Annotated in this window: 14 protein-coding genes; 11 read left to right on the top strand and 3 right to left on the bottom strand. The window is 37.9% G+C overall.

Annotated elements, in window-relative coordinates; all coding sequences use genetic code 11:
* Nucleotides 1-198 precede the first annotated feature (198 nt).
* The 8 genes from F968_RS09500 (at nt 199) to F968_RS09465 (ending at nt 7,614) form a co-directional block, all read left to right on the top strand.
* Nucleotides 199-504: a YcgL domain-containing protein gene (locus F968_RS09500; protein ID WP_004792546.1), complete on the top strand. Its 306-nt coding sequence runs from the start codon at nt 199-201 to the stop codon at nt 502-504.
* On the top strand, nt 497-883 hold the full coding sequence (locus F968_RS09495; RefSeq protein WP_013198006.1) for a hypothetical protein: 387 nt from the start codon (nt 497-499) through the stop codon (nt 881-883). The genes F968_RS09500 and F968_RS09495 overlap by 8 nt, the downstream gene beginning before the upstream one ends.
* Before the next feature lie 29 nt (nt 884-912).
* Complete coding sequence (locus F968_RS09490; protein WP_004792543.1) at nt 913-1,764, top strand: AAA family ATPase; 852 nt, start codon at nt 913-915, stop codon at nt 1,762-1,764.
* Nucleotides 1,765-1,779: 15 nt separating this feature from the next.
* Entirely contained in the window at nt 1,780-2,967 is a 1,188-nt protein-coding gene (locus F968_RS09485; protein ID WP_004792541.1) for a vWA domain-containing protein, read from the top strand.
* 37 nt (nt 2,968-3,004) lie between these two features.
* Nucleotides 3,005-4,210 (top strand): tryptophan synthase subunit beta, encoded by a 1,206-nt coding sequence (trpB, locus tag F968_RS09480; RefSeq protein ID WP_004792538.1) that lies wholly within the window; start codon nt 3,005-3,007, stop codon nt 4,208-4,210.
* A 237-nt stretch (nt 4,211-4,447) separates the two neighbouring features.
* Nucleotides 4,448-5,452, top strand: a complete 1,005-nt coding sequence (prmB, locus tag F968_RS09475) for a 50S ribosomal protein L3 N(5)-glutamine methyltransferase (RefSeq protein ID WP_004792537.1) — start codon at nt 4,448-4,450, stop codon at nt 5,450-5,452.
* A gap of 12 nt (nt 5,453-5,464) precedes the next feature.
* Nucleotides 5,465-6,556: a chorismate synthase gene (gene aroC / locus F968_RS09470; protein ID WP_004792535.1), complete on the top strand. Its 1,092-nt coding sequence runs from the start codon at nt 5,465-5,467 to the stop codon at nt 6,554-6,556.
* 332 nt (nt 6,557-6,888) lie between these two features.
* On the top strand, nt 6,889-7,614 hold the full coding sequence (locus tag F968_RS09465; RefSeq protein ID WP_004792533.1) for a hypothetical protein: 726 nt from the start codon (nt 6,889-6,891) through the stop codon (nt 7,612-7,614).
* 239 nt (nt 7,615-7,853) lie between these two features.
* Here the strand turns inward: F968_RS09465 and F968_RS09460 are convergent, their stop codons facing one another.
* Complete coding sequence (locus tag F968_RS09460; RefSeq protein WP_004792531.1) at nt 7,854-9,083, bottom strand: GGDEF domain-containing protein; 1,230 nt, start codon at nt 9,081-9,083, stop codon at nt 7,854-7,856.
* Between the two features lie 320 nt (nt 9,084-9,403).
* On the opposite strand from F968_RS09460, the gene F968_RS09455 reads away from it, so the two are divergent.
* Complete coding sequence (locus tag F968_RS09455) at nt 9,404-10,156, top strand: iron-containing redox enzyme family protein (protein ID WP_004792529.1); 753 nt, start codon at nt 9,404-9,406, stop codon at nt 10,154-10,156.
* A 50-nt stretch (nt 10,157-10,206) separates the two neighbouring features.
* Here the strand turns inward: F968_RS09455 and F968_RS09450 are convergent, their stop codons facing one another.
* Together F968_RS09450 and lipA are read right to left on the bottom strand one after the other, a co-directional pair.
* The gene (locus F968_RS09450; protein WP_004792527.1) at nt 10,207-11,346 is read right to left on the bottom strand and encodes a hypothetical protein; all 1,140 of its coding nucleotides are present in this window, start codon (nt 11,344-11,346) and stop codon (nt 10,207-10,209) included.
* 156 nt (nt 11,347-11,502) lie between these two features.
* Complete coding sequence (lipA, locus tag F968_RS09445) at nt 11,503-12,489, bottom strand: lipoyl synthase (protein ID WP_004792525.1); 987 nt, start codon at nt 12,487-12,489, stop codon at nt 11,503-11,505.
* A 362-nt stretch (nt 12,490-12,851) separates the two neighbouring features.
* Between lipA and F968_RS09440 the strand changes: the two genes are divergently transcribed.
* Both F968_RS09440 and F968_RS09435 read left to right on the top strand, forming a co-directional pair.
* Nucleotides 12,852-13,814, top strand: coding sequence for a thiamine pyrophosphate-dependent dehydrogenase E1 component subunit alpha (locus F968_RS09440; protein ID WP_004792523.1), 963 nt, complete (start codon nt 12,852-12,854; stop codon nt 13,812-13,814).
* A 13-nt stretch (nt 13,815-13,827) separates the two neighbouring features.
* On the top strand, nt 13,828-14,847 hold the full coding sequence (locus F968_RS09435; RefSeq protein ID WP_004792520.1) for an alpha-ketoacid dehydrogenase subunit beta: 1,020 nt from the start codon (nt 13,828-13,830) through the stop codon (nt 14,845-14,847).
* Nucleotide 14,848 lies beyond the last annotated feature (1 nt).

Below are 14,848 nucleotides of genomic sequence, written 5' to 3'. Positions count from 1 at the left end.
TTAATGTTTAAAATCAAATGTTTATTAATTTATTGTAAAAGCCAGCTTTTATCTGGAACAAAGTTATTATCGACCTTAATCAATGTTGTAGGTTAATATTTCTCAAGAATTAAAAAAACGACTGATGCGTAAACAAACCTGCGTGTGTGAGTCGTTTTTTTTCATGTATGCTGTCCTTAGTTCAAGAGTTGATTTGAAATGCACTGTGATATTTATAGATCGAGCAAAAAAGATGAAATGTACATGTATATTGCTCGTCCAAACTATCCTGACGATGCGGAACAAGCTGATCCGTTTGAAAATGTTCCTGAAGCTGTTTTACAAGCGTTTGGTCGTACAACGTTTGTCATGCATTTAGAATTAGCTCCAACACGTAAATTGGCGCGTGTTAATGTTTTACATGTTTTAGACTCATTACAAACAAAAGGTTTCTTTATTCAGATGCCGCCAGAAGGATTAATTAATCCGAATGCGGTTGAACCAGAGGGCTTACGTGGTGCGTGAAGATCAAACTGGAATAATGAATCAATTATTCTCTTTTTTGGATGTTGTTCCTGAAGGTGTTATTGCTTTAACAGCTTATGGAATAGGCGCTATTATTGCTTTATGGTGTTGGTGGCGATTAATGCGTCGCCTTCCTACAACTTTTGGTGCGATTAGCTGGCTTATTGTATTTGCTATTTTAGTTACCCCAACAGTGTCTGAAGGACCGAATGCATCTGTAGCACCTGCTATTTTTGGACTCCTTTTTGGTGTTTTAACTAAAGATAGCCCTCTAATTTGGTCAAATTTATCTTTAATTCTGTTTGTAGTTGGTCTGGGTTTGGTTGTTGGCTATTGTTGGTCAAAATATTCAACAAACAAAAGCATGCGTTCCATCTAACCATTGAAATAGAAAAATAAGGTCTTTACATGTCTGCTGATACCCAACATTTTACCAGTACAGATCAATATATCGCGACTGATAGTCTTAAGCTCGCTGTAAAAGCAGCTCGTGCTTTACAAAAGCCTTTACTAATTAAGGGTGAACCTGGCACGGGTAAAACTTTGCTTGCTGAACAAGTAGCACAAAGTTTGGGTTTAAAACTGATCACTTGGCATATCAAATCGACAACCAAAGCGCAGCAAGGGTTGTATGAATATGATGCGGTTTCTCGTTTAAGAGACAGCCAGTTAGGTGATGATCGAGTTTACGATATTAAGAACTATATTAAACCCGGTAAACTGTGGGAAGCTTTCACGAGTGAAGAGCGTTGTGTTTTGTTAATTGATGAAATTGACAAAGCCGATATCGAGTTTCCAAATGACTTGCTGCATGAACTCGATAAAATGTCTTTTTATGTTTACGAAACCAATGAAACAATTACGGCAACACAACGCCCAATTGTAATTATTACTTCGAATAATGAAAAAGAATTACCAGATGCTTTCTTGCGTCGTTGTTTCTTTCATTACATTGAGTTTCCTGATGAAGCTACAATGCGAGAAATCATTGCGGTTCATTTCCCAAATATCTCTGCAACACTAGTAAACGAAGCTTTACAGGTGTTTTTTAAACTACGTGAAATTCCTAATTTGAAGAAACCACCATCAACCTCTGAGTTAATTGATTGGTTAAGTTTGCTCATGGCAGATGATATGCCAGAAGATGTATTACGCAATCGAGATACATCAAAAGCTATTCCACCTTTATATGGTGCGCTGATCAAAAACGAGCAGGATGTACAACTCCTCGAACGTTTGGCTTTCATGTCTCGACGTTAAAGGAGGGAATAACCCATGTTTGTGCGGTTATTTTACACCTTACGTAAATACGGTGTTCCAGTTACAACTCGTGAACTTATTGACTTAAACCGTGCTGTGAGTGAAGGTTTAGTTTTTGCCGATCAAGAAGAGTTTTATCAACTTGCTAAAACAATTTTAGTCAAAGATGAGCGCTTTTTTGACAAGTTCGATCGTGCCATGAAAGATTACTTTGACGGCATTGAAACCTTTGATCTGGATGAGTTACTCAAGCAAGTTCATAAGTTACCAAAAGACTGGTTTGATTTAGAACTTCTAGAAAAGCATTTAACTCCTGAACAACGAGCAGAACTCCAAAAAGCAGGTTCCTTAGAAGAACTGATGAAAATGCTGGAAGAGCGTTTACGCGAACAGCATAAAAAACATCAGGGTGGTAACCGCATGGTGGGTACTGGCGGTACTTCACCTTTTGGGGCCTTTGGGGATCATCCAGAAGGCGTCAGAATCGGTGGACCAGGGCGTAAACGTTCGGCGGTTAAAGTCTGGGAACAACGTAAATATCAAAATCTGGATGATGACCAAGTTCTTGGTACTCGCCAGATGCAAATTGCTTTACGTCGGTTACGTAAATTTGCCCGTCAAGGTGCAGCTGAAGAATTAGACGTTGACGGTACAATCCGTGAAACAGCCAAGCAAGGTATTCTTGATGTTCAAATGGTACCTGAGCGTCGAAACCGAATAAAAGTGCTGATGTTGTTTGATGTGGGCGGTTCGATGGATGCTCACATTGCTCAATGCGAAAAACTGTTTAGTGCTGCTAAAAGTGAGTTTAAGACACTCGAATATTTCTATTTTCATAATTGTCTCTATGACTATGTTTGGAAAGATAACTACCGCAGAACAGCAACCCGCATGAACACATGGGATTTGTTTCACACCTATGGACGCGACTATCGTGTAATTGTAGTGGGTGATGCCAGTATGGCACCGTATGAGTTGAAATCGGTGGGTGGCTCGGTTGAATATATGAATGATGAAACAGGCGAGGTTTGGTTACGTCGCCTACGTCAACATTTTGATAAAACAGCGTGGTTAAACCCTGAAACAGAAGGGTATTGGCATTACACTCAAACCATTGGTTGGATTAAAGAGATTTTTGAAAATCATATGTATCCAATGACGCTTAAAGGCATTGAGGATTTAACGCGTTACCTTTCTCGATAAGCTTAATAACTTTAATAATTTAAAAAAGAGGGATGATATGCAACATCAAATTAACGGTATTGCTTTGCCGAATGAACAAGGATTTTTTGGTGAATATGGCGGGCAGTTCATTCCTCCACATTTAAAAGAAGCAATGGATGAAATTAATGTTGCCTATGAAGAAATTCGCCATACAGCTGAATTTCAAAATGAACTATCAGACCTCTTTACGAATTATGTAGGCCGTCCAAGTCCCTTATTTCATGCGAAGCGTCTATCTGAACAGTTAGGTGGCGCACAAATTTACTTAAAACGTGAAGATTTGAACCACACGGGCGCCCACAAAATTAATCACTGCTTAGGTGAAGCTTTACTTGCTAAATATATGGGCAAAAAGAAAGTTATTGCTGAAACAGGTGCTGGTCAGCATGGCGTTGCTTTGGCAACCGCTTGTGCATTAGTAGGAATTCCCTGTGAAATTCACATGGGTCAAGTCGATATCGAAAAAGAACATCCAAATGTGGTCAAAATGAAAATTTTGGGTGCTCATTTGGTGGCAGTTACACGTGGTACAGCAACATTAAAAGATGCTGTAGATAGTGCGTTTGAAGAATATTTAAAAGATCCTAAAAACTTTATATATGCCATTGGTTCTGTTGTGGGTCCACATCCATTTCCTAAAATGGTTCGCGATTTTCAATCTATTATTGGTAATGAAATTAAAGATCAAACGCATCAACGATTTGGAAAAAGTCCAGATTATGTTGTGGCATGTGTCGGTGGTGGTTCAAATGCAATAGGTGCATTTACTGCATTTTTAAATGACTCAGACGTAAAACTTGTTGGGGTTGAGCCAGCTGGACATGGTTTAGAAACCAATATGCATTCAGCAACGCTAACTTTAGGTAAGCCAAGTCAAATTCATGGTATGGCGTGTTATGTGCTTGAAAATGAGGCTGGTGAACCTTTACCCGTGCATTCTATTGCTTCAGGACTAGACTATCCGGGTGTTGGGCCACAACACAGCTTTTTAAAAGATTTAGGGCGTGTTGAATATAGCACTGCAACTGACCAAGAATGTTTAGATGCTTTTATGACACTTTCTCGGGTTGAAGGCATTGTTCCTGCACTTGAAAGCTCACACGCTGTCGCATGGGCAATTCGTGAAGCACCAAAACTGCCGAAAGAAACCATGATCGTAGTGAATTTATCGGGCCGTGGAGATAAAGACTCTGATTATGTAGCCGAAAAGCTTAAGCTTTAAGCCGACTAAACTCAAAAAGCGGTCAGTATTTAAAGGCCGCTTTTTTATTTTAAAAATTTAAATCAATCTCTAGTTAAAAGTTCATTATTTCTTAATTAAAACAAAGTATTCTGATTTTAATGTGTGATTGTTAGAGATCGGCATGTAAAACTCCTGTTCACAAGGCAAAGCGTTGCTTTGCTGTACCTCACTCAGTAGAATAGTCACTTTGCAAAATTTGCCTTTGGAGACGCCTAAGTGGAGCGACCGACGATTAGCCCTGAAAATTTACAGGAAGCAGCTGAAAATTTATCAACAATTCGAGATTTTATTCGTTTTGGGGTATCAGCATTACGTCAACATGATGCACATTTAGGACAAGGTACTGAAGATTATTTTGCAGAAAGCTCTGCATTAGTTTTACAAACCTTATCTCTTGAATGGTCAGCAGACGCAGAAATTCTAGATGCGAAGTTATTACCAAGCGAAAAAGCAGAATTTTTAAGCTTATTGGAACGTCGTATCAATGACCGTATTCCAACATCTTATTTATTAAATCTTGCTTATTTCTTTAATAAGCCATTTTATGTAGATGAGCGTGTACTCATTCCACGTTCACCAATTGCAGAATTAATTGAGCAACGTTTTGCACCATATTGTTTAGATGAAAATGGTCAAATGCGTGAAGCTCTCAATAATTTGCCAGAAAATGCAAAACCTAAAACTCCACAACGTATATTAGATATGTGTACAGGTTCTGGATGTATTGCGGTTGCTTTGGCTTATGCATATCCAGACGCTGAAATAGATGCAACTGACATTTCTAAAGAAGCTTTAGAAGTTGCTTCAATTAATACAGAACACCACAATAAGCAATACCAAGTTGCATTACTTGAATCTGACTTGTTTGCCAAGATTCCAGCTGAAAATCAGTATGATTTGATTGTAAGTAATCCACCGTACGTTGATGCTGAAGATATGGCTGACTTACCAGAAGAGTTTTTACATGAACCTGAACTTGCATTGGCAGCAGGCCAAGATGGTTTAGATTTAGTTCGTAAAATGCTTGCACAAGCGGCAGATTACTTAACTGAAGATGGTCTTATTGTCATTGAAGTAGGTAATTCTGAATGGTCTATGCGTCAGAACTTTAATACGATTGATTTCAACTGGCTCACTTTCCAAAAAGGTGGTTCAGGTATTTTTGCTTTGACTGCTGAACAATGTCGCCGTTATAGAAAACTATTTGAAGAGCAAATATAAGGAGTTGGGCATATGGCAGGGAATAGTATTGGACAACTCTTTCGTGTAACCACTTGTGGTGAGTCTCATGGCGTTGGCTTAATGGCAATTGTTGATGGTGTGCCACCAGGCCTTGAGCTAACTGAAGAAGACTTGCAAAAAGATCTTGACCGTCGTAAACCGGGAACTTCTAAATTTGCGACTCAACGTAAAGAGCCTGATCAAGTTAAAATCATTTCAGGTGTTTTTGAAGGTAAAACGACAGGAACGCCAATTGGTTTATTGATTGAGAATACTGATCAGAAATCAAAAGATTATGGCAATATTGCCCAAACTTTTAGACCTGGCCATGCCGACTATACATATACGCAAAAATACGGTTTCCGTGACTATCGTGGCGGTGGCCGTTCAAGTGCTCGTGAAACTGCTATGCGTGTTGCAGCGGGTGCAATTGCTAAAAAATATTTGGCAGAAAAATTTGGCATCTTGATCCGTGGTCATGTTACTCAAATCGGCAATGAAGTTGCCGAAAAACTGGATTGGAATGAAGTTCCGAATAATCCATTTTTCTGTGGTGATGTAGACGCTGTTTCACGTTTTGAAGCTTTGGTGACTTCTTTACGTGAACAGGGAACAAGCTGCGGCGCGAAGCTAGAAATTTTAGCTGAAAAAGTTCCTGTAGGCTGGGGTGAACCTGTTTTTGACCGTTTAGATGCTGATATTGCTCATGCGATGATGAGTATTAATGCGGTTAAAGGCGTTGAAATCGGCGATGGTTTTGCAGTTGCTGGCCAGTTTGGTCATGAAACACGTGATGAATTGACCAGTAATGGCTTTTTAGCGAATCATGCTGGTGGGATTTTGGGGGGTATTTCAAGTGGTCAATCCATTCGAGTTGCTATTGCACTAAAACCAACAGCAAGCATTACGACCCCAGGTAAAACGATTAATTTAAATCGTGAAGATACAGATGTGTTGACTAAAGGCCGTCATGATCCATGCGTAGGTGTACGTGCAACACCGATTGCAGAAGCAATGCTAGCGATTGTTTTAATGGATCACTTCCTACGCCATCGTGCTCAAAATGCAGATGTTATTCCGCCATTTGCGCCAATTGAACCTTAATCATATTTTTTGATTATAGTACTTAAAACCCCGTATTTAATTTAAATATGGGGTTTTAAGTTTTTATTACACTGAAGTTTGATTAAATTTTAAATTATTGTCTTGTCTTATAATATTTATATAAATATAATATTCTGCGATTTATTTTTGAATATATTTATCTGTAAAATCAGCAATTAAATATTGTTAATTTTTACTACACCAGATTTTTATATTTATAAAATAAAGTTAATTTAATCAAATTGCTTTTATATAAGCTTACTACATATTTAAATTTTTATTACTTTAAACAAAGAATTTTCAAAGTCATCATTGAAATTGGGGAAATATCAATGAATCAATGCACATATAGAATTGGCTGTATGTCAAAGGATAGGCTATTGCCTAAAAATTTAGAGGCAATGATAAAAGTTATTCATGACTTATCTTTGTCATCTCATCTTTTAGGGAATTGGATATACAGTGAAGACAATCCTGACATACATATTATTGATTTAGATAGCGGTTACACCAATATACTTATTCCAAAAAAAATTAAGATCGTATTAAGTAATAATCCTGAGCTTTTAAAAGGCTATCAGTATGGTTTGAAGAGACCAATAAGGTATCAGGAGCTTCTCAATATTTTACAAGATATTGAGAAGAATGAATATTTTAAAATTAGTCATCAAGAACGTATAACAAATAATGAGAATATCGTTTCTAAAGATCATTTAGAGACAAAGATTCTTTATAAACTTGTGTGTTATCCAAACTTTAAAAACATTCATGCAGAGCAGATTGTTAATGTTACTAGAGTTTGTGCTTTATTATCTATTGAGTCAAAAACAGCTCAAGAAATTAAGAGGTTTTTGAATTTATCCCTTGATGAAATACAAAAAATTATAGAAATAATAAAAAAAGAAGCTTATCCAAATTATGAAACAATACATGAAAATATTGTTTCGATCTTACCATTTTCGGCTGAAACCATTTCTACTGTGCCGCAGAGAATAGAACAAAATTCTTTTTTTTATTTTTTAATTAAATTTTGGAAGAAACTGAAGAGAGGGTTCTAATGAAGTGGAATTTTCTACATTATATGGATTGGAGCCTATAATTTTTATTATCTAATACAAAAGTTGATTAATTGAAAGTCGCTAAATTTATTAAGTTTATATAAGCTATTTTTAACAGATGGTTTAAATTTAAATAAAAGAGGTTTTCGTATGTACTGATTCTAAATTATTTTTAGCTTTGCCACGGATGGAAAAGCTAATTATTTATATTGAGTCATTTCAAATGTAAGTCAGACTTTTTAAGTTAAATCTACAATTTGTTCTTCATTTACAGCGATCTTAAATTGATTACGCCCATTCGTTTTTGCCTTGTACAAAGCATGGTCAGCGCGAGCAACGAAAGCAGAAATTGAATCATTTAGACGTGGAATCGTGGTTGCCACACCAACACTAATAGTGACTTGTGGTGAAACATCACTACATGGGTGTTTAATTGCAATTTTATCAATAGCATTCATTAAACGTTCAACTTGGATTAAAGCTTGCTGAGAATTTGTCATTGGAAATAACAGTAAAAATTCTTCGCCACCATAACGAGCAACCAAATCACCACTGCGTGCGGCAATAGAGGAAATAGCAATTGCGATTTCTTTTAAGCATTCATCACCCTTTAGATGCCCTAAAGTATCGTTGTAAGCTTTAAAATAGTCGATATCGACCATTATGATGGTAAGGGGTGTTTCATGTCGTAAAGCACGGCGCCATTCGTTATCCAGTGTTTCATCTAGATAGCGTCGATTGGCTAAACCAGTGAGTGCATCTTGCTGGGAAAGCAAAGATAATTGCTGTGCTTGCTGCATCAGTTCAATGCGATTCAGCTCGATCATGCAGTTTTGTAAGTAGTTTTCTCGATGTTGGCGGTCAGTTGCATAGGCAAGGGTCATGCCCAAGAAACTACTGAAGGTGTAAGTTCGGTTCAAGAAAGTCCAGTCGATCACCCCATTTAAGTAGTTACTTACCAAAATTCCAACAAGTCCTCCAACCCATCCAGCAAATATGGCTGTGTAAAAACGCATACCTACTGCACCATAGATAATCACAATCGCATACATCATCGCCGCATGAAAAAGAACGTTCTCTTGGCCATTTTCTATAACGTTAATTAAAATAAAAGTAATTGCGACTGCTAAAGCTGAGCCAATTCCTACATAATAATCAAAATACTGATTTAATTTTTTAATAAACGATAAAATCCAGGCAAGAAAAATAATTACACCCACCCAAGAATAATAACTAAACCAGGGTAAAACTTGTTCAGTTGGCAATACTTGATATATACCAAAGCTTAAAAATATATATAATATTAAAATAATAGGCGCTCTATAGCGGAACTCATAGGCAGCACCGTTTTGGTATTGAAAACGATAAATCGTTTCAAGCTGCTTTGGAAACCATACGAAATTTAATCCTCGTGTGGTTAATAAATCTATTTGTTCCTGTCCCAATATATTGGAACCCTGCAACTTCATAATTAATGCTCTCTATATTGGAAGTTGTCATAAAATGAGACTTATTTTTAGTAAAGTTCCATCTAAAAATATTGATTATATAATGTGTGATTTATTTAAAATAATAATACAGATTTTTTAAAAAAGTAATGATTTTTATCTGAGTTAAATGTGATAAAAATCACGACATTTCAATGATTAGCGTAACAATTATCTAAAGTATCGCAATCCATCGAAAAAAGTTACAAATGGTCGATTAACGATTGTATCTTTATCGTTTTCGGATAGACTTGTAGCGTGAAATACAGATGATTGCTGTCATATAAATAGGAAAATTAGCAATGACTGCTCTAAATCAATATGGAATGAATTTAGAAATTACGCCGCATAATGAATGGTCACAACGGTTCTGGGATGACCTGTTACCAGCAAAAGAACGGGTGAGTAAACATCCGTTTTTTACGGAAATGGCCAATGGGGGATTGAGCCTAGATAGTTTCCGATATGCGTTACTTAATTTCTATCCATTAGTCGCGCATTTCCCGTCATATATGGCTGGGGCGTTAGGCAAAGCAACTGGGTTTTCTGAACCTGGCGTTACAGAAGCACGAGATTGGTTAATCCAAAATATTAAGGTAGAAGAGCGACACTTAAAATGGTATCGCGATTGGGCTGGAGGTTTTGGTTTAACTGTCGATGAACTTGATAGTGTGCGGCCACCAGCTGCGATGAATGCAGTAAACCATTTCTTATGGAACATGAGTTATCGTGGAAATTTGGCAGAATGTCTTGCTGCAACAAATTTAGCAATTGAATGGGCAACAGGAGATTGGTCAATTCAGGTTTATAAAGGTATTCATACCTATACTGATCATCCTGAAGTAACGATTGATAAACGTTCTTTGGCTTGGTTACGTGCGCATGCGCATTATGATGATCTTCATCCTTATGAAGCCATGGAGCTGATTAAACGTTTATGTAATGATCGTCCTGACTGGCAGCAAAAAGCATTTCATGCTGCTGAAGAAGGGCTGCGTTATTATGAATTAGCCTTAGATGATTGTTATAGGGTGCAGCTTCAAGCTTCTGCTTGATCTCATCTCAATAAAAGGGAGAATATCTATACGATATTCTCCCTTTTATTTTATTCGAGTAATTTTAAAAGTTTAGTTCGATAAGGTGTTTCTTTGGGTAATAATTCAAGTAAACGTTCAACAGCATCTACACGATCTGGCACACGACTGACTACTCGTAATAGTTGATCAATATCTTCAATTTGATAAATCACATGACTCAAGCGAGCATCAAAACAATCTCTCCATGCACACAAAAATGGGCTTTCTGATTTAGATAAAAAGCTTCCTCTATAGAGTGTAAGGGTGGTCGATGTGAAACCAAGGTTTAATGCTTGTTCTGCCATTAAAAAATCACATTGAATTTCACAGTTAAGTCGATAAGGCCGTGACTCAATGACCCCGGGTATTAAGTTTCTAAGTTGAGAAAGTTCTGCTTTTAAGGTAGTGGTACTTACGGGCCGGTCACCATATAACGCATAGTGAAGTTCTTCAAGATTAATCCCTTCTGGACAAAGGGTTAGAATACACAGAATTTCAATCTGGCGTTGAGTCAACGTCAGACTATGCTGATTATATTGAACTTTAGGAGTACCAAAGGCCTTAATATATAAAATATTTTTCTGATGAAGCTGAATTGCTTGCTTCACAATATCAGCGCATCTTTCAACAGCTAAAAGCCCCAGAGAATTATGTTTTTGATATTTAGTCGACAAATTCATAATGCCATAAAATTGGCCTGTATTTGTATCGGTAATAGGTGCTGCATAGCAGACCCAATCTCTTACACTATTCATTTGGTTTTCGTGTGAGTAAACGCAGTTAGCTGAATGAGTATTTAATGCTAGACCAATTGCATTTTGTCCCACTGCCTGAGTTGACCACTGACCACCTTCAACAAAATGAACTTGCTCAGCCGATGAGCGCATCGGTGTACTACTCCATGTCCAAAGTAGAGTGCCATGTGGGTCGGTCACACCAATTGCCATATCGGCATCTTCGGCAATATGCATTAAATTCCGATGACACTCGTGAATCGAACGACCAAACAATGAATGTTCCCATTCTTCGGTTAGATCAAATAATGGAGCCGCATCGAGGTCAACTGGTGGTTTTTTTCCTAATTTTTGAGAGTGAGATGAAGATTCCGGCCGAAATATGGACGGAGTAGTATCTAAAAAAGGTGATGATAATTGTTTTGACATATCCATATCGAAATTCCTTTATCATTGAAATGGCGTATCCGTAGCCGCTCAACAGTTATAACTTTTTTATTGTGACTATTTCCTCGTTATCTGCTTACCTTAAATAAATTTATAGGTCTTGACCATTATCCTATTGGATAAGTTTTGTTAATTGGCTAATCCTTACGATAAGACATCTTGTCGGTTGAAAGGTTTTGGTACTGCTTCTCCAAAATATTGTCGATCAGCAAAATAGCTAGAACGAACCATCGGTGCACTCCAAATATTTTTAAAACCTAATCGTTTACCATGTCGAGTATATCGTTCAAATTCTTGTAAATTTACAAACCGATGAATAGGTGCATGTGATTTTGAAGGCTGAAGATATTGACCAATCGTGACAAGATCTACTTGATAATCTTTTAAGTCATTAAGTAGAGCAAGTACTTCTGCCTCAATTTCTCCTAACCCAACCATTAAACCAGACTTGGTTTTGATATCGGGACAATATGCTTTAAAGCGTTTTAGTAGCTCTAGTGAGTGTTGATAGTCTGAGCCCGGACGCATCGCTTTATATAAACGAGGAACTGTCTCAATATTATGATTAAACACATCTGGTGGAGATAAACTCAAAGTTGTAAGCGCTGTCTCTAAACGACCGCGAAAATCTGGTACCAAAATCTCAATCAAAGTTTCTGGGCAACGTTTTCGGATTTCTTCAATGCACTTTACAAAATGTGCAGCGCCGCCATCGTGTAGATCGTCGCGGTCAACAGAGGTAATCACGACATATTTTAAGTTTAGGTTTGCGACCGTTTCTGCCAAATGTTTAGGTTCATCTTCATCTAAAGGTTTTGGGCGACCATGAGCCACATCACAAAAAGGGCAGCGTCTAGTACAGATGTCTCCCATAATCATAAATGTAGCTGTACCTCCACCAAAACATTCGGGTAAGTTTGGACAGGCTGCTTCTTCGCAAACGCTATGCAACTTTTGTTGGCGCAGCAAATTTTTTATCCGTTTGATTTCTTCAAAATCGGTTATTTTTGCTCTAATCCAATCCGGTTTAGTGGGTAACTCTTCTGTAGGTAAAATTTTAATAGGAATGCGAGCGACTTTATCTGCTCCTCTTAATTTAATACCAGTTTCTGCTTGTCTTTTAAAATCCATATTAATAATTCCATTTTGTTTAAAAATTATTTAAACTCCTGTTTTTTTAATTTAACAACTTATTTAAATCATATTAATAAGTCGCAATTAATTAAATACACAGGGTGTGGCGAGTATTATAAAATAAGAAAGGTTGGTTAAAGGTTTGTTTTTTAAGTTAATGAAAATTATAAAAAATTTTTTTAAATTATTTTTATGGGTTAAGTTTTTGAAATTAAAAAATTAATTAAGTTTATTTTAAATAAAAACTTTTTAGTCTAATAGATTAATTCTTGATTTTAGATTTAAGTATTTATAGCGAATTAGATTTTCGCTTGAAACTTGGTTGAACTTTTAAAATCAAGATAATAAAGGAAAAGGATATGCAATTAACGGAAGAGCAATTACTCGCAGCATATAAACGCATGCGTGATATTCGTGAATTTGAGGATCGACTTCACGAAGAAAATACCAATGGTGATATTCCTGGTTTTATTCACCTATACAGTGGAGAAGAAGCTGTTGCAGTTGGTATTTGTGAAAACCTAACCGACAAAGACTATATCACTTCAACCCATCGTGGACATGGGCACTGTATTGCAAAAGGTTGTGACATTCACGCCATGATGCTGGAAATTTTCGGTAAAGATGACGGACTGTGCCGTGGAAAAGGCGGTTCTATGCACATTGCCGATTTGGATAAAGGTATGCTCGGTGCCAACGGAATTGTGGGCGGCGGGCCTCCATTAGCAATTGGTGCAGCGTTGACAGCAAAAACCTTAAAAACTGGTGGCGTGGGCCTGTCTTTTACAGGTGATGGTGGTTCAAACCAAGGCCTGACCTTTGAAGCAATGAACATGGCTGTTGTTCTTAAACTTCCAGTAATTTTTGTTTTCGAAAATAACGGTTTTGGTGAAGGAACGGGCCATGATTACGCGGTAGGAAGTAAGGATATTGCTGGTCGTGCAGCTGGTTTTGGTTTACCAGCAGTTAAAGTTGATGGTACCGATTTCTTTGCAGTTTATGAAGCGGCCCAAACTGCTATTGATCGTGCACGCCGTGGTGAAGGCCCAAGTGTGATTGAAACCATTACGAACCGCTTTTATGGCCACTTTGAAGGTGACCCGGGCTTGATTCGCTCTAAAGAAGAAGTCGAATTCATCAAAGAAAATAAAGATCCTTTGAAAATTTTCCGAGAAAAAGTCAAAGGCAAAATTGATGAAGCCAAACTAGACGAGATTGATGCAGCATCTAAAGCAAATGTTGATGATGCCGTTGCTAAAGCTCGTGCTGCGGCATACCCACAACCAGAACAACTCCTTACTGACGTCTATGTCTCTTACTAAAGGAATAGTAAAGATGCCAAATAAAAGTTTTCGCAATGCAATTAAAGAAGCCATTGAATCAGAAATGCGCCGTGACCCAACTGTTTTTGTGGTTGGCGAAGATGTGCGCGGCGGCCATGGTGGCAAAAATACCGAAGAGAACGAGCTTGAAGGCTTCGGCGGGGTACTCGGTGTAACCAAAGGTTTGTGGACGGAATTTGGTTCAGAACGTGTGATTGATACCCCAATTACTGAATCAGCGATTATTGGTATGGCCGCTGGTGCTGCGGCTACAGGTTTACGTCCTGTTGCTGACTTAATGTTTATGGATTTCTATGGCGTGTGTCATGACATGCTCTATAACCAAGCCGCTAAGTTCCGTTATATGTTCGGCGGAAAAGCAAAAGCGCCAATGGTTGTACGTGGCATGATTGGTGCAGGTTTTTCTGCGGCAGCCCAGCATTCTCAGTCACCATATAACGTATTTGCTGCGGTTCCAGGCTTAAAAGTTGTAGTTCCATCTAGCCCATATGATGTGAAAGGGCTATTAATTCAGGCTATTCGAGATGACGACCCTGTGGTGTTCTGTGAGCATAAAATGCTTTATGACATTAAAGGTGAAGTTCCAGATGATGCCTATACCATTCCATTTGGTGTAGCAAATTACACCCGTGAAGGGACAGATGTGACCATTATTGCTTTAGGGTTGATGGTACACCGTGCCAATGAAGTAGCGGATAAATTGGCAAAAGATGGCATTTCAGTTGAAGTCGTAGACCCTCGTACAATTTCACCTCTGGATGAAGAAGGAATTTTAGAGTCTGTTGCATCGACTGGACGTGTGGTTATTGTGGACGAATCAGCGGCACGCTGTGGCTTTGGGCATGATGTTGCTGCACTCGTTGCACAAAAAGGTTTCCACTATTTGAAAGCACCTGTTGAACTCGTAACGCCACCACATACGCCTGTTCCATTCTCTCCAGTTTTAGAAAAAGAATGGATTCCAAGTGTAGAGCGTATTGAGCAAGCTGTACGAAAAACATTGGAGGCTTAGC

The organism is Acinetobacter sp. NIPH 817 (genome assembly GCF_000368405.1).
Lineage (GTDB): Bacteria > Pseudomonadota > Gammaproteobacteria > Pseudomonadales > Moraxellaceae > Acinetobacter.
This window is presented reverse-complemented; position numbering and strand designations above follow the sequence as displayed.

Excerpts from the sequence above, each read along its gene's own strand:
- F968_RS09435 (WP_004792520.1), top strand. The coding sequence starts at position 13,828 with ATGCCAAATAAAAGTTTTCGCAATGCAATTAAAGAAGCCATTGAATCA.
- trpB (WP_004792538.1), top strand. The coding sequence starts at position 3,005 with ATGCAACATCAAATTAACGGTATTGCTTTGCCGAATGAACAAGGATTT.
- F968_RS09500 (WP_004792546.1), top strand. The coding sequence starts at position 199 with ATGCACTGTGATATTTATAGATCGAGCAAAAAAGATGAAATGTACATG.
- F968_RS09440 (WP_004792523.1), top strand. The coding sequence starts at position 12,852 with ATGCAATTAACGGAAGAGCAATTACTCGCAGCATATAAACGCATGCGT.
- F968_RS09450 (WP_004792527.1), bottom strand. The coding sequence starts at position 11,346 with ATGGATATGTCAAAACAATTATCATCACCTTTTTTAGATACTACTCCG.
- F968_RS09485 (WP_004792541.1), top strand. The coding sequence starts at position 1,780 with ATGTTTGTGCGGTTATTTTACACCTTACGTAAATACGGTGTTCCAGTT.
- F968_RS09490 (WP_004792543.1), top strand. The coding sequence starts at position 913 with ATGTCTGCTGATACCCAACATTTTACCAGTACAGATCAATATATCGCG.
- F968_RS09455 (WP_004792529.1), top strand. The coding sequence starts at position 9,404 with ATGACTGCTCTAAATCAATATGGAATGAATTTAGAAATTACGCCGCAT.
- lipA (WP_004792525.1), bottom strand. The coding sequence starts at position 12,489 with ATGGATTTTAAAAGACAAGCAGAAACTGGTATTAAATTAAGAGGAGCA.
- F968_RS09465 (WP_004792533.1), top strand. The coding sequence starts at position 6,889 with ATGAATCAATGCACATATAGAATTGGCTGTATGTCAAAGGATAGGCTA.
- F968_RS09460 (WP_004792531.1), bottom strand. The coding sequence starts at position 9,083 with ATGAAGTTGCAGGGTTCCAATATATTGGGACAGGAACAAATAGATTTA.
- aroC (WP_004792535.1), top strand. The coding sequence starts at position 5,465 with ATGGCAGGGAATAGTATTGGACAACTCTTTCGTGTAACCACTTGTGGT.